Here is a 25,314-nt window from a genome sequence, read left to right as displayed (position 1 = left end):
ATGAATAAAATTTGGCAAAACTACGAAAAAGGTATGGCAGTCTTTGATAATTGTCACTCTCCTACTGTGCAATCTCAGTGGCTTGCCTTAAAAGATGAAATAGGAGAATTTGTTCGAGAACCTAATTTAAGTGAAATTTGGGATATTGTTCATGCTGCTGGTCGATTGCTTTACAAAATAATCGGAATTCCCTTATATTTACTGGCCTATCCTACTGTTCGCAAACACAGTCAACGTTTCGAGGAGTACGGATGTATTCGCAGCATTCGCAACTGTGAGGGTAAATGCTGCGGCAAAAAATCGTAGGGTACGCTGCGGCGCACCTGATATCATGTTTGTTGAATGACCCGCAATTACATTCTAATGACCCCACAGATAAATCTGGGAGCTTGAACTAGGGTCTAAAAAGTTTATTTTCCACGACTCCTGTACGTGGCAGCGTATCCGTTTTGGGCTGGGTCCATGCTTCAATTCTAAAATCTAAAATCTAAAATCTAAAATCGATTGACCTGATTCAAAAAACAATGCAACTTGAGGCAAGTGCCAAACCCCTATCCAGTAACTAATTCCCAATCTAAAATCTAAAATCTAAAATCTAAAATCGCATGACCAGATTTATTCACGACCAATTTGCCAAACAGTATCTGAAAGAACTATTAACCCCTCTCGGTAATGTAGAAACCAGCCGGGATGTCGCTGGAGAAGTAAGGCAGGTTGACGTTTTATTTTCCCCGAAAGCAGAACCGGAAGTTGAAGCAACAGCCCTCGGCATTCTGGGTCAAATCGCAGCAAAACCCGCTGTATTTGAACCCTTCCGCAGCCCAGTCCAAATCGGAGAAATTCGCAGTTGTCTGGGCAAACTCTTCGATATCCACGGCGAATTTGAACGCGCCGCAGTTAGAGAAAATACCCGGATTGCAGAGGCAGACTTGCCCCAACTCTGGATACTGTCGCCGACTGTTTCCGACACGATATTAGCTGGATTTCGAGCCCTTCCCGAACCGGAAAATTGGGTAAATGGAGTTTATTTTCTGGGCCCATCTCTGAAAGCAGCGATTATTGCCATTCACCAACTGCCCCGCACTCCAGAAACGCTGTGGCTGAGAGTTTTGGGGAAGGGAAACGTGCAGAAGCAAGCGGTTGCCGAATTGAGAGAATTACCCTCAGATAATGTCTTTCGGTTGAATGCGTTAGAATTGTTGTACAACTTGCGAACTATTTTAGAAGTCCGCCAAGACATAGATCGAGAAGATCGGGAGTTAATTATGGAACTGTCACCCCTCTACTTGCAACGGCTGGAAGATGCAACTCAGCGCGGTATCCAGCAAGGTATTCAGCAAGGTATGCAGCGCGCTCAACGCCTGATGGTTGAGAATCTGCTACAAGTAAAATTTAGTGAGATTGATGAAGAATTAGCCCAAATAATCGAGCCTTTGATTCAACTAGATCCCCTCGATCGCACGCGGCTGATTATGCTGCTCGATCGCTCTGAATTGCTAGCTCATTTTGAACAAAAAAATCAACCGGAATCCTGAGTCAGCAGCGCACTCTACAATCGGTAGGGTGCGCTAAATATCACTTTACTATTTATTATCGAGAAAATCGGGAGTTAATTATGGAACTATCACCCCTCTATTTACAACGGCTTGAAGAAGCAATTCAGCGAGGTATCGAGCAAGGTATTCCGCTAGGTATTCAGCAAGGTATTCAGCTAGGTATCGAGCAATGTATTCAGCAAGGTATCGAGCAAGGTATTCAGCAAAGTAAACGCGAGATTGTTGAGAGTATGTTACAAGTGTATTTTGGCGAGATTGATCAAGAATTATCCCAACTAATCGAGCCTTTGATTCAACTAGAACCCATCGAGATCGCGCGACTGATTATGCAGCTCGATCGATCGCAATTACTCGCTCGTTTTGAGCCTGAAAATCCAACGGAATCCTAACTCGCTAGCGCACTCTACGATATGTAGACTGCATCACATCGCCCTTTACTACTATTGATAATTGGTGGGGATCGCCCCAGCCTCAAACTTGCTATTTTTATGCGAACTCTGCTGCTACCAATCGCTTAAAAAGTAATTTCTGACTTTAGACGGATTTATTTTTTAGCTTCCAGAGCCATAATAAGCAGTAAGGATGAGATCACTATAGAACTGATTTACCACTCATCCCAATTTCACTAATAAGGGCTTCCGTAAGATAAAGCCGAACCCAAACAAAACCTCATCTAAAGATTACAAACACCCCTAGAAAAAAGTTGGGGGGAATTTTCGCTATGCCGAGTTAGGCATAAAAATTAAGGAGGTAAATTATGTTTCAAAGCGAGTTATTAATGTCGCTGTACAGTCCAAAATTCAATATTGCCCAAATGCCAGTAGAAATAGATGTGCCATTTGACCACCCCGATATCGGAGGGCTGATGTTTTTAAGCCCGCAGTTTTTTGTGGCATTAATCGCCGGAGTCATTATGGCTTTCGGCTTCCAATTCCTGTTAACAAATTTCTCGATCGCTGCCAAAATCTCAAATTGGGACGAGGCTTTACCCGACGATGACGATGATGATGAATCCGAAAGTATAGGCCGTAAAGTTCGGAAAATCGAAGGTTTAGTCGGGGGTTGGATTTTAGTCACCGTTAACCTGGCTTTATTTTTGGCTTGTTTTCTGGCAGTCAAACTAACTTCAATTGCCTCGGTAGACGGAGCGGCAATTATTGGTGTGGTAATCTGGGCTGCGTACTTTTTAACGCTGGTGTGGCTCGGTTCTAGCGCTGTCGGTTCGATGATCGGTTCCTTGATAAAAACAGCTTTTTCAGGCGTTCAAGGCGTCATGGGTACTGCCGGTGCTGCGATCGGCGGCAAGATGGCTAGCGACCAAATGGTCAATACTGTAGAGGCATCTGTTGCCGCTGTCCGCCGCGAGTTGAGTTCGGCTGTAGACCCGGATAGCATTCGCGAAACACTGCAAGATTATGTGGGTTCTTTGCAGTTACCGAAACTAGATGTTAAGGAAATTCGCGGTCAATTTGAAAAGTTGCTGGGCGATGCAGATATCAAATCTCTTGCGGGAAGCGACGTTCTGAAGAATGTTAACCGCCAGACTTTTGTGGATTTAGTTAAGAGTCGCACAGACTTTTCTCAAGAGGAAATAACTCAAGTTGCCGACCAACTCGAAGGCGTTTGGAAGCAAACTTTCGGCAAGCAGCAAGAGCAAAAAGACCCGAATTTAGAGTTGGTTGATTTTCTCAAGTTTGCGGCTCCCGATTTGCTGAAGTCTGACGAACTCAACGCCAAGCTGTCTCAAATTCTGGAAAGTAGGGAAAACAAATCGGAATCCAGCAGCGGCATGAAGCGAGCGATGCAGTTGGGTGTGGAAGCTCTGGTGGGCACTGTTTTGTCGCGGACGGATTTGTCTGATTTGGATGTTGAAAAAATCTCTGGTCAGTTGCAACAACTGACAGCACAAGGGACTCAAAAAGCTAAATCTTTTGCTTCTCAGGTGGGCGACAAAGTGCCTGCGCTGCCGTTCAATACAGCTAAGGCTGATGTGGAAAATTATTTGCTGAATGCCCAACCTTGGCATCTCAACCGGGAGACAATCAAGCAGGAATTTAGGGATGTTATTTACGACCCGGAAGCTTCTCCGGGGGCGGTTTTGCGCCAGTTAGAAATGTTTAATCCCGATTATTTTGTAGGGATTCTGGGCCGCCGTGAGGGGTTTGCTCCTGAACAGGTGACGGAAATTGCCGAACAGCTTGAAGGTGTCCGACAAGAAGTGTTGGAAATTGTGCAAGCTGCTGCTGGTGAAGAACAGTCTCAAGATTTGCGGAGCCGGATTGAGAATTATTTGCGATCGACCGGCAAGGAAGAATTGAATCCTGAAGGTATCGAGCGGGATTTCCAAGCGCTTTTGGACGATCGCGATGCTGGTTTTGAAGCTTTGCGCGATCGCCTGTCTCAGTTTAACCGCGATACTTTGGTGCAGTTGCTGGGTCAGCGGGAAGATTTCAGTCCAGAGGAAGCCGATCAGTTAATCGGGCGGCTCGAAAGTTCGCGCGATCGCGTGATTTCTAAAGCTCAAGAATTGCAAGAGCAAGCGCAATCGAAAGCGCAAGAATTGCGACAAAAGGTAGAAGACTATCTCCGCAATACTAATAAGGAAGAGCTCAATCCTGAAGCGATCGAGCGCGAGTTTCAAACGCTGTTAAGTGACCCCGAAGCCGGATTTAAAGCGCTGAGAGAACGCTTATCTCAATTCGATCGCGATACGCTGGTGCAGTTGCTGTCACAGCGCCAAGACCTCAGCGAAGAACAGATCAATCAGACGATCGACCGGATCGAATCTGTGCGCGACAACATTATCCACGCGCCGCAAATAGTGGCAGATAGAGCTAAGCAACAGTACGAGGAAGTTACTGCAAAAATTGGCGAGTACCTGCGGAATACAAACCTGGAAGAACTCGATCCAGAAGCCATCAATCGGGATTTGACTAAATTGTTTGAAAATCCGAAAGAGGGTGCTTTGGCACTTCGGGAAAGACTTTCTCACGTTGATCGCGAAACTTTAGTTAAGTTGCTGTCGCAGCGGGAAGATTTGAGCGAAGAACAGATCAATCGGACGATCGATCGCGTGCAAGATTCGATTCGCAGCATCGTGAAATCGCCCCGCCGCTTGGCCTCTCGCGCTCAAAAAACAGTCCGGGATTTCCAAGGAAGTTTGGAAAATTACTTGCGGAATACGGACAAGGAAGAACTCAATCCTGAAAGCATCAAACGCGATTTGCAGTTGCTGTTTAGCGAGCCGGGTATGGGGATGCAAAGTTTGGGCGATCGCCTGAAGCACTTCGATCGATCGACTCTGGTAGCATTGCTGTCGCAGCGGGAAGACATCTCGGAAGAGGAAGCTAACAAAATTGCCGACCAAATTGAATCTGTCCGCAACCAAATTGTCGAACAAGTTCAAATGGTTCAGGACAAGTTTCAGTCAGCAATGGATGGTATTTTCGGGAAAATCCGGGATTACCTCAATTCGCTCGATCGACCAGAACTCAACTACGAGGGAATCAAGCGGGACTTACGCAAAGTGTTTGATGACCCGCAGGCAGGATTTGATGCGATTAAAGATCGTTTAGGTGAGTTCGATCGCGATACTTTAGTTGCCCTGCTGAGTTCTCGTTCCGATATTTCCGAGACTGACGCTCACCGAATTGTTGACCAAATGGAAGGAGCCAGGGACAGCGTTTTATTGCGATCGGAACGCCTGCAAAATGAAACCAAAAAACGCATCAAACAGCTCAAGAACAAGGCCAAGCAGCAAGCAGAAGATGCGCGCGAAGCGGCAGCCGCCGCAGCTTGGTGGCTGTTCGGTACGGCTCTGACTTCTGTGGTTGTTTCGGCTTTGGCTGGAGCAATAGCAGTCAACGGGATTTCGGGTTTGTTTAGCTAGATTTTCAACGAGTTTGAAATAAAGTTCTCCTGATTCTAGGCTGGCGGTTTGCCAGCCTATTTTCTTTGGAATAATATCAGAGTCCTTCAGGATTCTATAGTTGGCGGAAATACTCTCGATAAATCGAGCGCCAAGTCGTGAAAATAAGGCAGATTAACAGACTCGTTGGGCAGAAAAATCAGCGTCCTGCGATAACCAAATTGGCCAGGGGCATTCTGATACGGCTCGCTGTAACATTCCAAGCAAGTTTGTAATAAATTAAATATCCAATAGTTCGAGATTCCGGCTTCAGCATAAAGGGGGAGCTTAACCTGTTTGTCGTAACTCAAAGAAGAATCTGCAATCTCAATCAGCAACAGTATATCCCCTGGACAGGGGTGAGAGGATAGATAGTCGTCAGGGCGATTTTGTACGATCGCACGATCGGGTTCTGGTTCGCTGTCATCAGGCAGAATAATAGGTTGTTGTCCCCGCAGTGTCGCCCTTTCTCCCAGCAGCTTAAATAACTCGCGTTCCAAGCGTGTCTCGCAAACCGAGTGAGCGGTACCTTTAGCTGCCATTTTCACAAGTTCTCCCTTGATTAACTCAACTCGATCGTCCTCACCAAAGAACCCCAGTTCTGTGAGGCGATGATATTCCGCTATGGTGAAGCGTTTTGCAGTTGCGATCGACATAACAGCCACCTCAATACAGGTCTGTTGCGATTATAGGCGATCGTCGATCGGCTAAACAATGCTAATCATGAGCTTCGCTAACAACAATCTTGTCAAATTTTCCTCATCCTTTGGTTGCAAATTTTCCCAATTTTGGTTAATTTACTCGCCGAACTTATGTCCGGGATCATATCTGCCTTAAGCAAGATTCTAGCATCACTATTTATTAGGTACTTTAACTTAAGTAGCAAACAAAAGTTTTCTCACCAATAAGAAAACTGAGCAATACATATTATTTTGGAGGCTTGAATGACATTTACTACTGCCGGTGCTTACGACCAAGGAAAAGCAGATATTCAGAGCTTGAGTGTAGACGACCAATTAGGTTTGCTGTGGTTTGTTTATACCGAAATGGGCAAGTCAATAACACCAGCGGCTCCCGGTGCTTCCGGTTCCGAAATCGCTCAGGGTTTGTTCGATCAAGTCAAACCGCTGCCCCACGAAGAACAACTACAAGTAATGCGCGACATTGCCTCAAAAGCCAATACTGAAATCAGCCGGATGTACGGCTCAATGAGTCCTGAAACCAAGCTGGCTTTTTGGTATTTCCTAGCAGTAGGAATGGACGAAGGAACTATTATTCCTATGCCTCCCGACTATCAACTTCCCGAAGCAGGAAAAGCTTTATTAGGAAAGGTTCAGGGCATGGACTTTCAGCAACAAATTGATTTCCTTCGCGGTACAGTTTTAGTAATGGGTGCTGAAGCCGCTCCGGGGGCTGGCATTTAAAAATAGGACTTACGAAAATAAACCCGGTTTCTCTGAGAATATCGGGCGTGGCAACGACGCACTTAGGAAGAAACCGGGTTTTTAGCCGTTTGATGCGTAAGCTGTTGTGCATTTAAATTGTATGTTGAGGGCGGGCTTTCCGGCCCACCCCACAAGAGTGAAAATTTCTTTTACCATGCAATTTAAATGCGGATTAGCTTAAGTTCTCAACAAGATTAGTAAGTAGCTCAAACTAATACGCCACGCCAGAAACCCGGCTTCTTCAAGAAACCGGGTTTCTGGCTGTTGTGTTTTTTTAGGTTTACGGCGAAGATCCGCACTTTACAGCTAATAACTGAATTCAACGGCTCTGTTTCCCACAACTTCCGGCGCAGCGACTGTTAAACGCATATCTTCGCAGGCAAATGTTAGCAAGGGCTGACCTAAGTTTAAACTGGCAAAAGGGCTTTCTTCTGGCACATCTAACTCGCCTTTAATCAAACCGATGCGAGACTGTAATCCTCCTTTAAATAACAGCAAATTGCTGCTGTCAGCGCTGAAAACATTTCCGCTAAAAGGCACCGGTAAGGCTAAGCTTTGCTGGCTGTAATTGAGGCTGCACAGTTGACGGTTTCCTTGGCTAACTGTGACGCGGTAGCCTAGCGGTGCTGCCTTTACCGCATCGCTACCTTCCCAACTAAATTGAGCTAATTCTTTAGGAAGTCCCCAAATTTCGCGCCCGCCGGCTACCGAGTTAGGATTGTCTACGTAAATATGGGAAATCCAAGCGCCCCATTTTCCTGCATAATTGGCGATCGCGCTAACTACAATTAACTCATTGTACTCCATCACCGAACCCAATCCGTAGGAGGATATATAAATGCCACCTAGGGTTTTTCCTGGCAATAAAGAGACAATTTCTAACTCAGAGGGAACCAAGGGGCGCACTCGTGCCACATCTACTAATTGTAAAGTCTCAACAGCATAACCTTGCAGATGCCAAGGTGCAGGTGGATATACCATTTTCAGTGATTAAATTTATGAGATTTTATCTTTATTTTAGCTTGGCGCTTCAAAAAGCAACAATTTTTGGTATTTGTTCACAAGTTGTTAGTAACTGAGATGTTGCACTATTCTCAATAAGCTTTTTATGAACAGGCTTTCCGGCCTGTTCCACAAGAAAATTCACTCTTTGTGGAACACGCATCTTGCCTGTTCTGGAGAATGGGGCAAGATGTGAGTAGTAATTTACTTTATTTAAACAAATTAATATGTGACGGTAAATTTGATGAATAGTTGACTTGGGTTATCTGTTGTATGGGGCGGGTTTAGTAATATTGTTAGTAGGAATTAGATATTATTCGTAAAACCCGCCCCTACAGATTTTATCAGCGTTAATCCGCCTTAATCCGCTTTAATCTGCGGTTAAAAACCTCCAAATCTACTTACTAGCATAGCCCGTACTCACCAAAAACTCCCGCAACTTCCCGAAGAATTGAGTGCGATCGCGTCCTTGATAAACCCTCTCCAACAATTGCCAACCTTCCGCCTCCTGGCCCATGACATACTTGTTCGCCATGAAGGCCGCCAAAACCCCCTTCACCTCCCCATCTTCACTCAGACGCTTGTTAGATTCCAGCCAAAGCTCAGCAGAATTCGTGTATACTTCCACCGGATACTGTTTGCTAACATCTTGCATTTTACCTTGGCGGTACTGCCAAATTTGCAGCGGAAAGCGAGAATCAGCGTAATTTGTAAAAGCCTCGGAAAATCTTCCGTCCAGACTCTTGAACTCTGGGATATCATTTTTGCCAAAATCGACTATTTCGTAACTCACATTGCCCCAGAAATGCTTGAGATGAGTGTATTTGTTAGCTGCCGAGTCGTAGCGGTAAATAAACGAATAATTGCAGCAGCGGACGCCGCTTTTGGTTGACACTAAATCTGCCAGCACTTCCGGTTCCTTGTCGCCGTCTAAATCACGGATTCGTAGCGATAAAAAACGTCCTTCTGATATTTCTTCGCTGGCTCTTTGGTCGGGGTTATCAACTAGAGAACGAGTCGGAATCAGCACTGGTTCTTCTAATAAAGTTTTACCGTCGCGGATAATTCTGATGCGGAGGTCTTTAGCATTTTCTGCTTCTTTTACGAAAGAAACTTCCGCCCGAACTTTCCCCGCTTCCGAGGTTTCTGTTGTTCTCGGCGGGCCGATATTCGGCGGAACTTGGGCGATATATTCCGAAGGAATTAAGGCAGTTTGGCCGGGTTTGGCGATCGCCTGACAGAAAAAACTTGCTACTTCGGCGCGAGTAGCATTCCGAGTAGGTTCTAGCTGTTTAACAGCCGGATAATTGACTACAAGTTGTTTTTCTGTGGCGGCGGCGATCGCACTTCTAGCCAGTTCGGGAATGTCCCGCGCATCTTCAAAAGTCGCATCCAAAATCTCAGCCGCCGGCCCTGCAGGTGTATATTTTAAGCCGCTGGTTAAAGCTACCAAAACCTGCCAGCGGGTAACATTCAATGTCGGGTTAAAAATACTGCCGCTGTAACCGGACATAAAACCCGTCTGATAAGCTTCTCGAATTGCTTTAAAACCCCAGTAATTTGTGGGAATATCTGCAAAGCTGATCGGAGATCGGACGGTTTGGGCATCTGGAAAAGCCATGCGAACCATGGCCGCAAACTCAGCGCGGCTGACGGGGCGATTCGGGCGAAAAGTGCCGTCTTCGTAATAGCCACTGATAATTTTTTTCTGTGCTAACTCCTCAATGCAAGCTTGCGCCCAATGGTTGTTAACATCCGTAAATTTGGCTTGAGCAAATGCCGGTGCTACATTCATACCGGGAAACACTAAATTCCCGATGATTATCCCCAGGGCTACCAGTAAACCGATGATAGCTTGCCATCTGTGCGATCGAATCATAGAACAGACTCCTCTACTTACAAATTGGCGATCGAAACCGAAGCAAATTTTATAGAATACTAGGTATATTAACCCGATTTAATACCAGTTCTTAAAATTTTACCGACAACTAAGGACACGGCAATGCCATGCCCCTAATTTTTCGAGTTGTATAATAAAGCTTACTTCGACTCGAAAGTCATCTCCACGGCCATTGTTGTTGTGATTGTTAATTCTTCAGAACTGCCAGCATTTTTAGCACTCATTTCGCTATTTGAACTAACAGACGCAGTAGACCGAAAAGGGTTTAATCTATCCAAGCGCATTGTGATTGCTCCCCCACCCTCAGAAGTAAAAGATTTTAGGGTTAAGGTAGTTCCCGGAGGCAGTTGGGGAGAGGTAATATTTTGAGGGTTTGCTTGCTGCTCTATACTTACATTCAGAGAGGCAACTCCATCTTGCCAGCTAGCCAATTCATAGGTAGAAATGACATTCATATTCATGCCACTGAAATCAGAGGAAGAAGAAACGCGCCATTTGGCTCCTTTTCCGACTGCTTCGGCAGGCAGCGGCGAGGCAAGTTGCTCTAGAGATTTAGACGTTTGTCTAACCATTTGTTTGAGGTTGTTGTCAGCTCCTTCGGGCAAAATAAAGTTACCTCCTTTATTAAAACCGCGATTGTCCATGATGAAAGAGCCTTTCATTCCGACCATGCTTTTGAGTGCGGAACGCATGGCATCTAGGGCTGCTGGCGGGGTATTTCCAGTATCGCCGATGATATCTGCGTTAGTATAAGCAAACTCGTAGTGAATATCACCGTTGGGATCAATTTTAGTGACTTTTGTCTCGAAAGTCATCACCGATACTGGACTTTTAGCCGCAGGCGAAGAGCGACCCAATGCGGATATTTTCATATCCATTTTTAGGGTCATAACTGTCGTTTCTTTGACATCGATAGCTGGTTTTAAACGCAGTTGCTGTCGGGGTTCCACTCCCGGATTTAGCAGTTCCACTTGCGGGGTTTTTGAGTTGGTGGCAGGCGCGGATACGCCAGGGGATGGCTGCTGAACTAGAAGTGGAGTTTCAGCACTTAGGGAAGCAGGAGAAAGCTCGATCGCCCATCCGGCACTTACCAAACAAAGAGATGCAATAAACTGTCTTTTTTTCATGGACTTAATTTCCTGTTATTTGAATGTTGTTCTGTTGCCACAGTCGATCGACTGTCACGAATTTGTAACCTTTGTACAAAAGCAATGGAATTATTTTATCCGCCGAAGCTGCAACATCTTCACCACCGCAAAAGCCGTCGTGCAGTACAATAATTGATCCGTTTTCTGTTTGCTGCACGATGCGACTAATAACTTTCCTCACCCCCGGCCGCACCCAATCTTCCGGGACGACACTCCACATTACAGGACGATATTCCCACTGTTGCAATAACTCTAATGTTCGCGGCGTAAAAATGCCGTTGGGCGGCCGCACGTCCAGGATGAATTCTGGGTCTAAATCGCAAGCTTTGGCAATTGCTTTCTGCGTGTCCTCTAAACTTTGTTTGAGTTCGTGGGTTTTGAGTTTAGGAAACGATATATGCTGATAGCCGTGGAGGCCGATCCAGTGTCCGCGATCGTACACTTCTTTAGCCGTTTCTGGATGCCTGTCCACGCAAAAACCTAGCCAGAAAAAACTAGCTTTGATGTCGTATTTATCTAAAATTTTTAACAGTTGAGGTGTGTGCTGACGGTGTGGACCGTCGTCAAATGTGAGGGCAATCTCTCGGCTTTTGATATCTCCCGTCCACAGACATCTGGGAAAAGCAGATTTGAGGATGGGATGAACGACAGGAAACAGGGGTGCTAATGGCATTGATTAATGTTGTTTAGGGCGATCGGGTAGAAATGAAGCTGCGTTACAATAGAATAAAGTTAACTCAATCGAGGTAAATATGACAACTGCCGTTGATATAGGAACGCTAATTGTCCGCACGCCCGGAACTTGCGGCGGCCGCCCGCGAATTGCAGGAACTAGAATTACGGTAGAGAACATTGCTATTGATTTTAATGCGGGATGGACTCCTGAAGTAATTGTTCAAAAGAGAACGCACTTGAATTTAGCACAGGTTTATGCAGCCTTAGCTTACTATTATGCGAACAAAAAGCAAATTGACGCGGAAATAGCAGCAGAAAATGCTGAGTGGGAGCGCTTGGAAGCAGACTCTATGGCAGGTAAGCTATCGTGAGTAAGATTCGTTTATATCTTGATGAGGATATTCAGGAACAAGCTCTAATCTTAGCTCTGCGAAATTCGGGTGTAGATGTGATAACAACCTCGGAGGCTAACAGGCTGAGTTTTTCAGATGAAGAACAGCTCACTTGGGCAACCGAGCAAAGGCGAGTCGTTTACAGTTTTAATAGGAGAGATTTCAGCCGTTTACACAATATCTGTATTGCAGAAGAGAGAAGTCATGCTGGAATCATTCTTGCACAACAGCAGCGGTATTCAGTGGGCGCACAGTTGCGGGGACTTTTGAATTTGATTGCTGCTAAGTCAGCAGAGGAAATGATCGACCAACTGGAGTATCTTGGAACTTATATAAGAGATGAATAAAAATATGAAATAAACTTGAGTGAGTGCCGAATACTTAATGGTTTAACTCTTTTGATATAGACTAAATCTAGCCACAGTCTATCGACCTCTATCTCGCGGTTGATGCGATCGCCCTACAGTGTCTTCCTATACTAAAAACTAGCACAAGTAATCTACCTACCATCAAGGAGGAACAATGACCGAGGAATATTTAGCCGAACGAACAGTTTCAGCCGTATTTAAGGAAGAAGAACAATTAGACGGCGTAATTCGGCGGTTGCTCGATCGCGGAGTTTCCCGCGACCACATCTCAGTAATGGGAAAAAACTTTCAATCTAAAACTAAAATTGCCGGCTTTATTACTAAAAAAGATGTGATATTAGGCGGTCTGCGAAGCGGGGCGATTTTTGGTTCCTTATTCGGTTCTTTTTTGGGTTTGCTAACAGGCGTCGGCGTGCTGTTTATTCCCTTTGTCGGTGCAGTAGTATCGGCGGGCCCGCTGGGTGCGGTACTGTTGGGTGCAGCTAGCGGCGCGATCGCAGGTTCAGCCGGTGCGGGTCTAGTTTCCGCTTTGGTCGCTTTGGGAATGCCCGAAGAAAAAGCAACTATCTATCAAACCCGCGTTGAAGCAGGCGAATTTCTCGTGATGGCAGAAGTTCCCGCAGATAAATCGGGCGAATTTCAACTCTTGCTAGAAAGTGCAGGTGGCGAAGAAGTTTCAGTTAGCGAGATGACGCTGCCGCGCGCCGTCAAAGGTCGCTGCAATAGTCCGGCAGATTTGTCTCCCGAAGTGCGATCGCACCTGTCGGAAGCAGCTCAAAAAACCTTTATGGAATCCTACAACGCCGCATTTGATGAAAGCAACGACTCGATACAAGCGGAACACACCGCTTGGAGCGCCATTCACCAGCAGTACGAAGAAGATGAAAACGGCGTTTGGACTAAGCCTTTAGCGAAAGTCTAGTCTTGCAATCGCAGTAAACTAATAAAAAATACAATCAAGCCTCTCGAACTTTGATTCTAGAGGCTTTGACGATTTTAGATTTTAGATTTTAGATTGAAAAATGGTGCACAACTTAATTCGTAAAGACTTGGAAATTACCGAAAGTCTCATTACTTTTTGAAAGTGATATAGCAATCCTAAATCATTTGTGAATTTCTTACTCCCTCCCCTTGGTAAGGGGAGGGTTGGGGTGGGGTAAAAAAATTACGACTAATTTAGGATTGCTATATTGCACTAGGTTGCGTTGTCAAGTACAATCTATAAGCTTGCAATATAAAATTGAGTTAAGCAAATGCAAAAATACGTTTGTACAGTTTGCAATTACGTCTACGATCCAGAACTAGGCGACCCCGACGGAGGCATAGCTCCCGGTACTGCCTTTGAAGATATCCCCGACGATTGGGTTTGTCCCACTTGCGGGGCGGCAAAATCCGATTTTGAACCAGAATAAGCGAGAAAAAAATTTGTCCGATCGAATCCTCAAAATTACAGTCATTGGCGGCGGTGCTGCAGGTTTTTTTAGTGCAATTACCTGTGCCAAAACCTACCCGCAGGCCCGCGTCACTTTACTAGAAGCTGGCCGGCAACTCCTGGCAAAAGTTCGCATCTCTGGCGGCGGGCGCTGCAACGTGACTCACGCTTGTTTTGACCCCGGTGTTTTAGTGCAGAATTACCCCAGAGGAGGGAAAGCTCTGCGCGGTGCTTTTACTCGATTTCAACCCCGCGATACTGTAGAATGGTTTGCAGGTCACGGTGTGAAGTTGAAAACAGAAGAAGACGGGCGAATGTTTCCGATCACAGACGATTCGGCGACAATTGTTAACTGTTTGATTCGGGCTGCTGAGGATGCAGGCGTAAACATTCGCACGGGCGATGCAGTAGTTTCTGTAAAGAAATTAACATTGGAGGGCGGGCACGGGGGCACCGCCCCTACATTTGAAATTGAGTTGAAATCTGGGGAGAGATTTAAGTGCGATCGCATTCTTCTCGCTACAGGCAGCAATCCTTCCGGTTATAAGTGGGCAAAAGAGTTAGGTAATACTGTAGAACTGCCCGTTCCTTCTCTATTTACTTTTAATATTTCCGACAGCAGAATCAAAGATTTAGCCGGAATTTCTGTTCCTAATGCTAAGGTCAAATTGCCGGGAGCTAAATTAGAACAAAGCGGGCCTTTGCTAATTACTCACTGGGGTTTAAGCGGGCCTGCTGTACTCAAACTTTCGGCTTGGGGTGCGAGATTTTTGCACGATCGCCATTATAAAACCTCTGTGCTGATTAATTGGCTTCCCCAGTACAATGCGGAAGTTTTGCGGCAGCAACTGCTAGCGGTGAAGTCGCAGTTGTCGCACCGATTGATTGTCTCTAGCTGTCCGTTTCCGGTGCCGCGCCGCCTCTGGGAACGTTTGACAAGTTCGATCGGCATTGACGAGCAAAAACGCTGGGCAGACTTATCTAACAAAACCCTCGATCGCCTCCTGCAAGAACTCGTTCAAGGCGAATATCAGATTGCCGGAAAAGGGGCATTTAAAGAAGAATTCGTCACCTGCGGCGGTGTCAACCTCAAAGAAGTCGATTTTAAGACAATGGAAAGCCGCCGCTGTCCCGGACTTTTCTTTGCGGGCGAAATCTTGGATATCGACGGCGTGACGGGCGGTTTCAACTTCCAAAGTGCCTGGACTACAGCGTGGTTGGCCGGGAACGCGATCGGCAAACCATCCGATTGTAGATTGTAGATTTTAGATTTTAGATTGCGGAATACTTGCTTTGTAAAGGTTTAGGAGTTGCGATCGGGCGATCGGCTCGCCTATATTAAATTTTGTGTTATTTTTGAATTAAGGCGCACCAAATGTGTGTCCACTTCAGCTTGTAGACAAAATTCGCCGTTTGGCGGACTTAACATCGGGTGAGATAAATGAAAAACTTGAATCTAAAAACCCTAAAGTTCGATCGCAACCTTGAGGGCCATGTTGACTCACCTTTCATCGAAAAAAATGGCTTGCTGGAATTCAACCCCAAATTTATCAGTCCCGAATTTTTAACAGCCTGGACGTTTGAAACACACCTGTACGACGAACAAGTTGCGATCGACCACTTTGTCCTCACATTCCCTAGCCGCACCGAACTAGAAAACTACGCCAAATCTTTTTACCCCTTCGGTGCCAAAACAGTTGAAGGCCCCGACTTGTTCCCGATTAACTTTTGTTCAACAAACATTAACGTTCCCTCCGATTTGTGGCTGCATTTAATGACCTTATTAATGCCAGCGGGCGGCTTAGTAGTATTAGATGCGCCCCACGCAGCCGGCGACCAAAAAAACCGCTTTCAGCAAGAAAGAGGATTAGAAGCAGTTCACCACGTCGCGATTCGAGTCGAAAACGTGCAGAATGCTGCTAAAATATGGCAAAATAAAAACTTTAAACCGCTATCAGAGCGTCCTCTAGACTACGGCTCATTAACTCAGTGGTTTCTGCAAAACCCCGCCGGACAAATCATCGAATTAATCGATCGCCACCCCGGCAACAACGCCACCTTTGACTGCCAAAATATATCTGGTTTGCGCCTTAGTGAAGTCGCCAGTCAATAGGGCAGGCAAGATGCCTGTCCCACAATTCCAAATTATCTCGTTCCCAGTCTCTGACTGGGAATGCCGATTCGGAGGCTCTGCCTCCTGTCTTTTCACTAATAAAATATATGGTTGCAATAAAAATCCCCAAAGTCACCATTCAACCCCCAACATTCAACTCAGTTGAAGAAGAACGCCGCCACCGCAAACAGCGTTTAGCCGCCGCATTTCGATTATTTGCCCGCTTCGGATTCAGCGAAGGAATTGCCGGACACATCACCGTCCGCGACCCCGAACACCTCGACCATTTCTGGGTCAATTCTTTTGGAATGCACTTTAGTTTAATTCGAGTCAGCGACCTAATTTTAGTCAACCACAAAGGCGAAGTTGTTGAAGGAAATAAACCCGTCAACGAAGCAGCATTTGCCATTCATTCCCAAGTGCACAGCGCCCGCCCCGACGTAATCGCAGCAGCCCACGCTCATTCTCCTTACGGCAAAAGTTGGTCGAGTTTGGGCCGCCTGCTTGACCCGCTGACGCAAGATGCTTGTTCTTTTTATGAAGACCAAGCTTTATTTGACGATTACACCGGAGTTGTTTTGGAAATCGAAGAAGCTAAACGCATCGCCAAAACTTTAGGTGAGAAAAAAGCCATTATCTTACAAAATCACGGACTGTTAACAGTAGGTCAAACAGTAGATGAAGCGGCTTGGTGGTTTATTGCAATGGAACGTTCTTGTCAAGCGCAGTTAATGGCCGAAGCAGCGGGAAAACCAATTCTCATCAAGCCAGAATGTGCGCGTTTAACACAGCAGCAAGTAGGGTCTCACCGCATGGGATGGTTTAGCTTTCAACCGCTTTATGACATGATTGTGCGTCGGGAACCTGACTTATTAGATTAGGAACTAGGCGGTTGAAACCGCTACTACACAAACACAGTCCGCCTGCGGCGAATCAAGAATGAAGGGGTATTAAAGCCGGATTTAGTATCAGAAGTGAAAAATTTATAAATTCATGCTGACACGGATTCCAGCCAAGCTATCAAATCCTCTTGACTGGTAAAATCTAACAAGATTTCTCCTAAATCATCTAATTGTTCGAGAGATAACTGCTGGATGCGAGTTTGAACTTCTGGTGGGATTTCGCCAGTGCGCCGCGCGATTTGACGCAGAATTAATGCTGTTTGCCCCTCAATTAGACCTTCTTGGCGACCTTCTTGGCGACCTTCTTGCATCCCCTTAATAACAGCACCGCGTTGGTCTTCAAAGAACATTTCCCGCTTTTCTAATGATGCTAACTCGTCAAGGTTTAAGGTAGACCTGTTAGCAATGTTAAAAGCTGTTTGAATTTCGGGTACTGAGGCCAATTTATCCGGTATTTCCTCCAGTTCAGGAGCATTTTTTATAAAATAAATCCAGCTTTGAATCAGATTTTCCACTTGTTCTAATTTTTTGTTAAACTTTGGTAGTTCAACAAAAACTAACTCTATTTCTCTATAATACTCGAAGTTTTCTTCGACTTCTTTAAATACAAAATGTGAGAGAAACTTTTCGGTATTTTCAAACAGGATAAAATCCGTAATTGTGAGAGCGATGAGAGGATTTAATTTTGAGTAGCCTTCTCTGCGTTTGAGTTGAGTGGCGTAGGTTTTGGCTGCATTATATATGACGCGCTTAGTAAAAGCTTCTACATTGATGACCTGCATTTCGATAATTACAGTTTTGTTGCCCGTAATTTTTGCTTTGACATCCAGGTAAGTGTCTTTTAACCCAGTAATGCTCGGTGCGGCGTAGGGATCGATGATTTCTAAGTCTGTAATTGTCGGCTCTGCGTTGTAGAGCATAGCATTGAGGAAGCTAATCAAAACTTCTTTGCTCTGGGGCGAAGCAAAGATTTTTTTGAAACCAAAATCTGTCTTAGGGTTGATGAAATTCATAATTGATAATTAGTAAATGGTGTTTTAATGTGATAATTATATCACAAAATTCCTTCCATTTCTAAATCTTCAATTATCTGCAATCCGCGCGGGTCGCCGACTCGCAAAAGTGAAGATTTAGCATCTTCCCTCACGCCCATATCTTCATCTTCTTCTAAAGCTTCAATCAAACCGTCGATCGCCCCAGCGTACACTATATTATTCGGCAATTCGCGGGCCAGTTGCCCGATCGCCCAAGCGCAGTTGCTCCGCACAGCAGATACAGAATCTCCCCGCAGCGTTTGAATCAACGGCGGAATCGCCGCAATCACCACATAGTAACCAACTTTTGCCATTTGACCCAGAGAACTCGCCGCCCACAAACGCACCGCCGAAATATCAGTTCTCAGAGCATCAATTAAAGATGGCAAAGCGCGGTGATCCCTGCAATTTCCCAAGGCCCAAACTACCCCTTTGCGAACGTAACCATTCCAGTCGCGGTTAAGCTGAAGAATCAGCGGTTCCACAGCATCGGGACTCGGATTTCGCCCCAAAGCATAAGCCGCGCTTACCCGCACCAAGGGGCAACCGTCTCTCAATAAATTAATTAAATGCGAAATTGCTCGATCGTCCTGCAGTTCGCAAAAAGCCCGCGCCGCAATCATCCGGTGCTGAGGTTCCGGGGATGCAAGCATTGGCAGCATTTCATCGGGATCTGGCAGCGGGGGTTCGGATTCGTCAAAATGATCCAAAGGGCTTTCCAGTTCCGTGTCAGTATCAAGGGCGTTGGGGTAGTCGTTATTGTTCATAAAAAAACTTTACCGCACAGAGGATGCTCCTAAGCAACTCAGTCAGCAGTCAGCACTCAGCAGTCAATAATTGTAGGGGGCGCTTGTCAGCAACAGGCTTTCCGGCCTGTTCCACAACAGATAAATTTTCTTGTGGAACAGGCCGGAAAGCCTGTTCCTAAAAGGCTAATTGAGAATGGTGCAACATATGACTTACAACAAACAAATTCCTCTGCTGTCACCTAAGTTTGTAGTGAGGACTTCAGTCCTCATAATTGCTGTCACCTAAGTTTGTAGTGAGGACTTCAGTCCTCATAATTGGCATGAATCAGGACTTTAGCCCTGATTCCAAACCAGTAGAATTTATATTTCAAAGGGATTTGAGCATCGACAGGGAATGAGTTTGATAGCCTAATTTTTGATATAGATTCACCGCAGGCTGATTGCTCAGAAATACTTGCAAACCAATTTGCCGATCGCCCCTTTCCCGCGCCCAATTTTCAGCATGAATAACTAAAGCTGCACCGACTCCCAGACGGCGATGTTCCGGTGCTACGTACAGCAAAAAAATGTGAGCATAGCGTTCTCCGGTGGTTTGGTCGATCGCATTTCCCAACCACAAACATCCCACAACCGATGTCAGATTTTGCGCCTGAGATTGGGGATTGAGATACTGCGAGGGAAGCGTCGGCAAAATTTCTGCCTCTTCCGGGGTGGTTTGAGTCGATGGGAGGTATTATCCTCCGCACCTCTCGGTTAGATCTGGGCGTGCGACTTTCACCGCACCCAGCTCCCGATGTTCTTGGCTTGCGCCTTTGCTCATGTGGATATAATCGTGGCAGCTTTCGTGAACCGCTAAGAGGTTATTAGTTTTCGAGTTACTATGGTTTCCATCTAAATGGTGTAGATGTACCTTTTCATCGCCTAGCATTTTTAAGCCACATTTCCCACATTTATGGTTTTGCCGTTTTAAAGCTTTAGAGGTTGCGCCGTCATAGAGCTTGCTGTAACGCTCGCTCCAGTAGGCTATATCTCCGTCGTAGGGAGATTTCTCTCCTTTGACATTGACAAATTTGTTTTCGGAGTAAGGAACCGATGGGAATGCTTTATCAAGCAATTTCTTGCTGGTGTCGCGAGATTGTTTCGATTCCTTGTTGAATACCTTGAAGGCTCTATTTTGGACGAACCACAGTGATAGCCGTGACCCATCCAATTTACAGTAGCGGTGGTAATTTCTCCAGCCTCTAACCACAGGGGCTAATTTCTTAGCCTTGACCGTAGCACCATAATTCGAGTTGTTAACGATGTGTTTTACCTTCTGACGGAACGCTTTAAAATTGTCCGCTGATGGAACGCATCTAAATTTCCCGTTGTTTTGCACTTTGAAATGCCAACCGAGGAAGTCAAATCCATCTGTCGTAGCTGTTAGTTTAGTTTTCTTTTCACTAACCTTCATTCCTCGTTCTGCCAGAAATTCGCTGACTTTATCAAGTATTGCCTCCGCATCATCTTTAGGTTTCAGAATTATTACCATGTCATCCGCGTAACGGACTGATTGATGTATTTCCTCAATCCCATTGAGAGCTATGTTGGCTAGTAATGGACTTACCACGCCCCCTTGCGGGGTTCCTTGTTCTGGAAATTCTGGATTGACTCCTGCTTTTAGACAGCGGAATATTCCGGTCTTGATACCCTTTGGGGCGATGAGTCGTTCCATTATGCTGGTGTGGCTTATCCTGTCGAAGCATTTTTCGATATCGAGTTCGATAACCCGTTTTTCTATTCCGTGGGCGTTTGAGCGTAGATTCTGGAACAGAAATTTCTGCGCGTCATGCGCCGACCTTCCGGTTCTGAATCCATAACTCCGGGCGTGGAAGGTTGCTTCGTGTGCTGGCTCTAGCGCGTATTTTGCGAGGCATTGCCACGCTCTATCGGCGATAGTCGGTATCTTAAGGAGGCGGGTACTCCCATCCTTTTTGGGGATTGGTATTGAACGTAACTTCTGATGATTCCAGTTGTTACTTTTGGCTCTGAGTTCTTCACTCAGTGCAAGCCTTTCCTCAAATGTGAGTGAGGCTCTTCCATCGATTCCCGCAGTCTTTTTGCCAGCATTCAGTTGTGTTACTTGACGTATTGCCAACATTCTTGCAGCCCGAGATTTCAGAATTAGCTTTTGAAGGGACTTCGCTTTCCGCTTGTCTCCAACCTGAATCGCTTTATACACGCGCTTTTGTAGGCGGAATAAATCACGGCGGAATTTCTTCCACGATAACGTTTTCCAAGATTCACTAACATTGCTGTCGTGCCTAATCATGCTCTGCTCTAGTTTGTGTACTCTGAACACCTCAGACCAATTACGGTCTGTCCTACCCGAACTAAGGGGGTTCCGCTGCTCGTCTAGCCTACGAAAGGGTTCGACTTCCCCTTGACCCTCAGTTCGTTTTTCTTCGTTCCCTCGGTTAGATTGATTGTTCCTTTAGGTGGAGCCAGCTTTAACTACTGGATTCCCTGGACTCTTGCCGATATTGAAAAAGGATTCGGCGGGAATAAGCTCCAGTGGAGTCGGGAGTTTTAGTCTGTGTCCCGTTCGTGCCTGAGTTACTTTTTTAGGCTCTGTTTTCACCATCGGAACTCCCCATTAACGCCAGTGTCACCTCACATTAGATGTCTGATTGCGTCCTGTTCCCAGCTTCACTCTCCAAGAATCGAGCTTGGTCGGTGTGGGCAGATAGGGAGTCATACCTGAGTCTGGCAGAAGGGACTTGCACCCTTATCAAACCGAGAGTTCAGCCTTGTGGCTGGAAACGCTATGTACGGGCTTTTACCGTGGTTTACGCTTCAACGAATCGCACTTTTTCTGGCACTCTACCCACCAAACCGGCGTCTGGTTAGAAAAATACTGCTCGACAGTTTGAGCCAAATGTCCCAATTCGCCATTGGGGTAAAGCTCTTGGTATGTCCGGTGCATAAACTTTACCAGTTTTGCTCGATCGAGTCCCGATCCCGATCGCAGCCCGTAGCCCGGTATTAGTTGAGCAGACATCAGCTCAGCGGACATCGAAAGCGGAATAATTTAGTCCCAAGAAAATTGGATTCACTACTGCCGCTTGCTTTTGGGGGATCGCTTCCTCAATCGGTGCCGGGGCAGCCATGTCACCAGGCAAAAAGATGCGAGCACTGACTGCTACCAGAGCCGCGAAAAATACTAATACCGCTATCAATGGAGCAATGTATTGACGAATAATACCCATAACCGCAAAAACTTAATTCTTGAGTTGATATTATCAAGTGTACCATAAAATCTTGTCAGCTATAATGGCTACCATTGGACAATTAGCTCAAGAAGAGAGCGATCGCAAATCCCAACAAACAGAAAATATAATATTATGAGTGCCTCGCCTGCTGTTTATGAAGCTCTGGCTAAATCAATTGTTTTTTTGAATCAAAAGCCGAGCGCGGCAAATGAAGTTTCGCGTTTCCTCGATACTAATGGCTACTATATCGATCGCATATTCGACGACCCAGAAACCAACTTTTATGCGATCGGGTTCGGTTCATCCAATCCCGAAAACCCGCCCGCCCTCGTATTTAAAGGTACAGATTTCATCGACGGCGACGCTATCTTTTCCGACTCGCGGGACATTGGTTTACCTGAATTTGAAAAGAACAAAGATAATATCCAAAATTGGCTCACAGAAATCGGTCAAAATACTGGTAAAAACCCCAGCAAATTATTGCCCGATGTCATCGGACACAGTTGGGGCGGAGCAGTCGCTCAAATTGTAGCAACAGAATACACAACTCTGACCGGCGATATCTTTACTTTCAACTCTCCGGGAGTGTCAGCGAGTACATTCAACACTTTTCGGAGAAATCTCGGCAGAGTCGGCAACAAAAATGTCACTCACTACATTGTCAGCGGAGATTTCGTCAGCTTGTTTGGGGAAGCATTTATCCCAGGTAAAGTATTTATCCAAAGTTTTACAGATCCGAGTATTAATCCCTTAACTGTTTTGGCAAAACATCGAACTGAAAATTTGTTAACTACTCCGCCCGTGGGTTTTTTGCAGAGGCAAATTTCCGTAGAACAATTAAACAGTCCTGAATTTACTTATAACAACGATTCAGATTTTAACGAGTTTATCGGTGCGATGAATTTTGCCCTGCCCAATGTGTCAGTCGCCATCAGAAGCAGAGGCGGTGCAGAGAGTGTGAGAACCGCACCAGAATTTTCTTTTGTGCAGTTGATCAGACAAATGCAATACGGTTTAGCTCCCTTACAACCGAATTATTTATTAGGGGACGATCGCAACAATACTGCTACGGGGGGCCCTGGAGAGGATACAGTTATCGGCAATCGCGGTAACGATACTCTCAGAGGCAATCGAGGTAATGACAGCATCATCGGTGGCGATGGCGATGACTTCTTGTACGGCGGCAGAGATAACGATTATTTGGAGGGTGGCGACGGAAATGATTTGGTTTCCGGCGAGTTTGGCAACGATTTTTTAATTGGTGGTGCGGGGCGCGATCGCTTTGTATTGGAACCCGGTGGCGGAGCAGATGTGATTGTAGATTTTCAAGATGGTGAAGATTTAATTTTACTGTCGCGCGGTCTAACTTTTCCTCAAGTTACAGTAACCCAAGGTGTTGACGGAGCTTTAATTAGTATCCCGATTACTGGGGAAATTCTTGCTACTCTCAGAGGCGTAGTTGCCAGCGATATTAGTCGGGTAGATTTTGTATAGTTTTAGGGTGAGCAAAATTTGTATTTGTGGTGGCGAGAAACCCGCATGGGTTTTGTATCGAGAGGTTTTTTTTGTTAAAAAATCTCAATTAATTTGCCCCTAAAAAGCCACTAAAAATGACCCATTAATATGGTTAATAAACGAAGTTTATAGTAAACTGAGTTAAGTAGCTTAAAAACTAATTCCCCATCAAACGACAGGAAATAAAAAAATATGCCCTCCTCCCCCGCCGCTTACGAAACTATAGCCAAGCAACTTGTTTACATAGATGACCAGCCCCAGTTTCAAACTTTAGTTCAAACAGGTTTGAGTGCTGCTGGCTACCAAATCGATCGCACCTTTGACGATCCCGGAACTGGATTTCACGCGATCGGCTTAATTTCCACCACCCCAGACAAACCGCCTGTTTTGGTAGTTCGCGGCACTGACTCGCCCGTAGACGATATTGCCAACGCAGACCCGCGGGGCGCCGGTTTCAACCAATTTGAAGCCAACAAACAAGCATTAGGAAATTGGCTGACACAAATCAGTCAAGATACAGCCAAAAACCCCAGCGGCTTGCCACCAGATGTTCTCGGACACAGCTTAGGCGGCGCCATAACGCAACTAGCCGCCACCGAATTTACATCTACTATCGGAGATGTTGTCACCTTCAATTCTCCCGGAGTTGCTCAGAGTACAGTCAATACATTCAAGCAGAAAGTCGGCCCAGGAAAAAATGTAACTCACTACATAGTTAGCGGCGATTTTGTGAGTTTGGGAGGAGAAGCTTTCCTACCGGGAAAAGTAGTTCTTCAAACATTTACTAACCCGATTATCAACCCGCTACTTGTCTTGGAAAAGCACACCCAAAACGGTTTGTTAACTTCTCCTCCTCCCGGCTTGACTCAGACAGAAATCTCTGTAGACCAGTTGGACCGCCCTGATTTCACTTTCACAGATTCAGATTATTTAGAGCTGTTAGCTGGCTTAGACTTTGCACTGCCAACCTTAGCAACATCGCTGGAATCGCGCAGCAGTTTAGAACAATTAAGAACCACTCCGGGAAGCTCCTTTTTAACAAACGTTGTGGCAATGCAAACTGCTCTCGATGTCTCCAAAATTAACAATTTAGTAGGCGACGATGCCAACAATACAGCATCAGGTTTTGCAGGGGAGGATATTATCACTGGCAATGGGGGAAACGACACTCTCAGCGGCAACAAAGGCAACGATATTATCAGCGGTGGCAGCGGCAACGACCTACTATTAGGCGGCAAAGGGGATGACAATTTGAGCGGTGGAGAAGGAGACGATACACTCATTGGCGCAATGGGTGCGGATCTCTTAATTGGTGGCACTGGACGCGACGTATTGGTGTTAGGAGCAGGTGCCGGTACAGATACATTTTTAGACTTTCAAAAAGGTGAAGATTTAATCGGTTTGAGCGGAGGTTTGACCTTCAACCAATTGAGAGTTACTCCAGGCGATTTTATAACGACGATCGAAATTGCCAGTAACGGCGAAGTTCTTGCCAGTATTCCTGGCATTCCAAGTAGTCCGCTAACAGCTAGCGATTTTATTGCGATTTAGTTGGCGGCTGACAATACAGATCTTCGGTAGGGACACAACATTGTTGTGTCCTTATTTTGTCTTATGAACGCAAGCGCACAGAATTTATACTCGTTCGATAATTAAAAACATCAATATTCCAGCAGGGGCAGGTTCACCGAAATCTCGAAAAAAAAGTGCAGACATTGGTAAACCGGCGTTGCATAATTGCGGGATGATTTTGATTGCTTTGTGGGATGGGCGTCCCGCCCGTCCAGTGTATTTTCACAGCAGGCGGGACACCCCACAAGAATCATTCTCAAATTGTTGTGCAACGCGGGCGTTGCATAATTGCGGGATGATTTTGATTGCTTTGTGGGATGGGCGTCCCGCCCGTCCAGTGTATTTTCACAGCA

26 protein-coding genes are annotated in these 25,314 nt (G+C 45.7%); 14 read left to right on the top strand and 12 right to left on the bottom strand.

Features of this window, described 5'->3' with window-relative positions:
* From QT987_RS11330 to QT987_RS11315, 4 genes are all read left to right on the top strand, one after another.
* Window positions 1-306 carry a hypothetical protein gene (locus QT987_RS11330; RefSeq protein WP_333239843.1) on the top strand — a complete coding sequence of 102 codons (306 nt, stop codon included), beginning with the start codon at window positions 1-3 and terminating at the stop codon, window positions 304-306.
* Between the two features lie 299 nt (window positions 307-605).
* Window positions 606-1,535 (top strand): hypothetical protein, encoded by a 930-nt coding sequence (locus tag QT987_RS11325; protein WP_333239841.1) that lies wholly within the window; start codon window positions 606-608, stop codon window positions 1,533-1,535.
* Between the two features lie 80 nt (window positions 1,536-1,615).
* Window positions 1,616-1,945, top strand: coding sequence for a hypothetical protein (locus tag QT987_RS11320; protein WP_333239840.1), 330 nt, complete (start codon window positions 1,616-1,618; stop codon window positions 1,943-1,945).
* A gap of 368 nt (window positions 1,946-2,313) precedes the next feature.
* A complete protein-coding gene (locus tag QT987_RS11315) occupies window positions 2,314-5,445 on the top strand; it encodes an MFS transporter (RefSeq protein WP_333239838.1) in 3,132 nt (1,043 codons plus the stop codon).
* Between the two features lie 86 nt (window positions 5,446-5,531).
* Here the strand turns inward: QT987_RS11315 and QT987_RS11310 are convergent, their stop codons facing one another.
* Window positions 5,532-6,119 (bottom strand): Uma2 family endonuclease, encoded by a 588-nt coding sequence (locus QT987_RS11310; protein WP_333239835.1) that lies wholly within the window; start codon window positions 6,117-6,119, stop codon window positions 5,532-5,534.
* A 288-nt stretch (window positions 6,120-6,407) separates the two neighbouring features.
* Between QT987_RS11310 and QT987_RS11305 the strand changes: the two genes are divergently transcribed.
* Window positions 6,408-6,887: an orange carotenoid protein N-terminal domain-containing protein gene (locus QT987_RS11305; RefSeq protein WP_333239833.1), complete on the top strand. Its 480-nt coding sequence runs from the start codon at window positions 6,408-6,410 to the stop codon at window positions 6,885-6,887.
* A gap of 327 nt (window positions 6,888-7,214) precedes the next feature.
* On the opposite strand, the gene QT987_RS11300 is transcribed toward QT987_RS11305, so the two are convergent.
* From QT987_RS11300 to QT987_RS11285, 4 genes are all read right to left on the bottom strand, one after another.
* Window positions 7,215-7,889, bottom strand: coding sequence for an acetoacetate decarboxylase family protein (locus QT987_RS11300; protein ID WP_333239831.1), 675 nt, complete (start codon window positions 7,887-7,889; stop codon window positions 7,215-7,217).
* Between the two features lie 418 nt (window positions 7,890-8,307).
* Window positions 8,308-9,789: an S-layer homology domain-containing protein gene (locus QT987_RS11295; RefSeq protein ID WP_333239828.1), complete on the bottom strand. Its 1,482-nt coding sequence runs from the start codon at window positions 9,787-9,789 to the stop codon at window positions 8,308-8,310.
* A 161-nt stretch (window positions 9,790-9,950) separates the two neighbouring features.
* Window positions 9,951-10,937 (bottom strand): DUF6263 family protein, encoded by a 987-nt coding sequence (locus tag QT987_RS11290; protein WP_333239826.1) that lies wholly within the window; start codon window positions 10,935-10,937, stop codon window positions 9,951-9,953.
* A gap of 4 nt (window positions 10,938-10,941) precedes the next feature.
* Window positions 10,942-11,631 carry a polysaccharide deacetylase family protein gene (locus QT987_RS11285; protein WP_333239824.1) on the bottom strand — a complete coding sequence of 230 codons (690 nt, stop codon included), beginning with the start codon at window positions 11,629-11,631 and terminating at the stop codon, window positions 10,942-10,944.
* A 79-nt stretch (window positions 11,632-11,710) separates the two neighbouring features.
* Here QT987_RS11285 and QT987_RS11280 point away from each other — a divergent pair, with 79 nt between their 5' ends.
* The 7 genes from QT987_RS11280 to QT987_RS11250 all read left to right on the top strand — a co-directional run bounded on the left by QT987_RS11280 (window position 11,711) and on the right by QT987_RS11250 (window position 16,819).
* On the top strand, window positions 11,711-12,004 hold the full coding sequence (locus QT987_RS11280) for a DUF433 domain-containing protein (protein WP_333239823.1): 294 nt from the start codon (window positions 11,711-11,713) through the stop codon (window positions 12,002-12,004).
* A complete protein-coding gene (locus tag QT987_RS11275; RefSeq protein ID WP_333239821.1) occupies window positions 12,001-12,372 on the top strand; it encodes a DUF5615 family PIN-like protein in 372 nt (123 codons plus the stop codon). The genes QT987_RS11280 and QT987_RS11275 overlap by 4 nt, the downstream gene beginning before the upstream one ends.
* 175 nt (window positions 12,373-12,547) lie before the next feature.
* Window positions 12,548-13,315 carry a ChaB family protein gene (locus tag QT987_RS11270; protein WP_333239819.1) on the top strand — a complete coding sequence of 256 codons (768 nt, stop codon included), beginning with the start codon at window positions 12,548-12,550 and terminating at the stop codon, window positions 13,313-13,315.
* 331 nt (window positions 13,316-13,646) lie between these two features.
* Window positions 13,647-13,805, top strand: coding sequence for a rubredoxin (rd, locus tag QT987_RS11265; RefSeq protein ID WP_333223887.1), 159 nt, complete (start codon window positions 13,647-13,649; stop codon window positions 13,803-13,805).
* 25 nt (window positions 13,806-13,830) lie between these two features.
* On the top strand, window positions 13,831-15,087 hold the full coding sequence (locus QT987_RS11260; protein WP_333239889.1) for an NAD(P)/FAD-dependent oxidoreductase: 1,257 nt from the start codon (window positions 13,831-13,833) through the stop codon (window positions 15,085-15,087).
* Between the two features lie 179 nt (window positions 15,088-15,266).
* Window positions 15,267-15,938 carry a hypothetical protein gene (locus tag QT987_RS11255; protein ID WP_333239817.1) on the top strand — a complete coding sequence of 224 codons (672 nt, stop codon included), beginning with the start codon at window positions 15,267-15,269 and terminating at the stop codon, window positions 15,936-15,938.
* A 107-nt stretch (window positions 15,939-16,045) separates the two neighbouring features.
* On the top strand, window positions 16,046-16,819 hold the full coding sequence (locus QT987_RS11250; protein WP_333157165.1) for a class II aldolase/adducin family protein: 774 nt from the start codon (window positions 16,046-16,048) through the stop codon (window positions 16,817-16,819).
* Window positions 16,820-16,929: 110 nt separating this feature from the next.
* On the opposite strand, the gene QT987_RS11245 is transcribed toward QT987_RS11250, so the two are convergent.
* The 6 genes from QT987_RS11245 to QT987_RS11220 form a co-directional block, all read right to left on the bottom strand.
* Entirely contained in the window at window positions 16,930-17,853 is a 924-nt protein-coding gene (locus QT987_RS11245; protein ID WP_333214018.1) for an Rpn family recombination-promoting nuclease/putative transposase, read from the bottom strand.
* Between the two features lie 41 nt (window positions 17,854-17,894).
* Complete coding sequence (locus QT987_RS11240) at window positions 17,895-18,641, bottom strand: HEAT repeat domain-containing protein (protein WP_333239815.1); 747 nt, start codon at window positions 18,639-18,641, stop codon at window positions 17,895-17,897.
* 349 nt (window positions 18,642-18,990) lie between these two features.
* Window positions 18,991-19,314 carry a GNAT family N-acetyltransferase gene (locus QT987_RS11235; RefSeq protein WP_333239813.1) on the bottom strand — a complete coding sequence of 108 codons (324 nt, stop codon included), beginning with the start codon at window positions 19,312-19,314 and terminating at the stop codon, window positions 18,991-18,993.
* Between the two features lie 42 nt (window positions 19,315-19,356).
* Complete coding sequence (locus QT987_RS11230; protein ID WP_333239811.1) at window positions 19,357-20,934, bottom strand: reverse transcriptase domain-containing protein; 1,578 nt, start codon at window positions 20,932-20,934, stop codon at window positions 19,357-19,359.
* 507 nt (window positions 20,935-21,441) lie between these two features.
* Window positions 21,442-21,663, bottom strand: a complete 222-nt coding sequence (locus QT987_RS11225) for a hypothetical protein (RefSeq protein WP_445299585.1) — start codon at window positions 21,661-21,663, stop codon at window positions 21,442-21,444.
* A 4-nt stretch (window positions 21,664-21,667) separates the two neighbouring features.
* Window positions 21,668-21,871 carry a hypothetical protein gene (locus tag QT987_RS11220; protein ID WP_333239809.1) on the bottom strand — a complete coding sequence of 68 codons (204 nt, stop codon included), beginning with the start codon at window positions 21,869-21,871 and terminating at the stop codon, window positions 21,668-21,670.
* A gap of 135 nt (window positions 21,872-22,006) precedes the next feature.
* Between QT987_RS11220 and QT987_RS11215 the strand changes: the two genes are divergently transcribed.
* Both QT987_RS11215 and QT987_RS11210 read left to right on the top strand, forming a co-directional pair.
* The gene (locus tag QT987_RS11215) at window positions 22,007-23,368 is read left to right on the top strand and encodes a calcium-binding protein (RefSeq protein WP_333239807.1); all 1,362 of its coding nucleotides are present in this window, start codon (window positions 22,007-22,009) and stop codon (window positions 23,366-23,368) included.
* A 213-nt stretch (window positions 23,369-23,581) separates the two neighbouring features.
* Window positions 23,582-24,940 carry a calcium-binding protein gene (locus tag QT987_RS11210; protein ID WP_333239805.1) on the top strand — a complete coding sequence of 453 codons (1,359 nt, stop codon included), beginning with the start codon at window positions 23,582-23,584 and terminating at the stop codon, window positions 24,938-24,940.
* Between the two features lie 110 nt (window positions 24,941-25,050).
* On the opposite strand, the gene QT987_RS11205 is transcribed toward QT987_RS11210, so the two are convergent.
* On the bottom strand, window positions 25,051-25,314 hold a 264-nt coding region (locus QT987_RS11205), incomplete at its 5' end, for a hypothetical protein (protein WP_333239803.1).

Source organism: Microcoleus sp. SVA1B4 (genome assembly GCF_036700545.1).
Taxonomy (GTDB): Bacteria; Cyanobacteriota; Cyanobacteriia; order Cyanobacteriales; family Microcoleaceae; genus Microcoleus.
This window is presented reverse-complemented; position numbering and strand designations above follow the sequence as displayed.